Origin of the sequence: Mesorhizobium sp. M5C.F.Ca.IN.020.32.2.1 (genome assembly GCF_004023105.1) — a bacterium.
Taxonomy (GTDB): domain Bacteria; phylum Pseudomonadota; class Alphaproteobacteria; order Rhizobiales; family Rhizobiaceae; genus Mesorhizobium; species Mesorhizobium wenxiniae.
Window position 1 is genome coordinate 1 of record NZ_RZSX01001669.1, and the last position, 453, is coordinate 453.

Annotated in this window: 1 protein-coding gene; it reads left to right on the forward strand. The window is 56.7% G+C overall.

All coding sequences use genetic code 11. From position 1 onward, the window contains the following. Nucleotides 1-222 precede the first annotated feature (222 nt). A partial coding sequence (locus EOA86_RS38065) for a cation:dicarboxylase symporter family transporter (RefSeq protein ID WP_128345904.1) occupies nt 223-453 on the forward strand: 231 nt, incomplete at its 3' end.

The following is a 453-nucleotide window of genomic DNA, read 5'->3' on the forward strand; positions in this document are numbered from 1 at the left end:
TTTTCGCACAAAGCACAATTCGGCTATGCGAATATCCGCACTTTCTATGCGCGAAACGAAACCTCGATGTCGAGAATATTCAATGAAATCATAGGGAAATTCTCTTCCACGCAGTCTGGCACGGCAGTTGCAAACACGAATTCAGCGGTCGCGAGGCTGCTGGAGGTCAATGCAATTGCTCCGGGAGGTCGAGCTTTCGATCGGAGCACAATGGAGGACGTTATGCAGACAGTATTCGCTGCCGCCGAGCCGCGCGGCAAACTTCCCTTCTACCGGCATCTATATGTGCAGGTGCTGGCGGCGATCGCCGCCGGTGTGCTTCTCGGCCACTTCTATCCCGAAACCGGTGAGGCGATGAAGCCGTTCGGCGACGCCTTCATCAAGCTGGTGAAGATGGTGATCGCGCCGGTGATCTTCCTGACGGTGGCGACCGGGATCGCCGGCGTTGCCGAC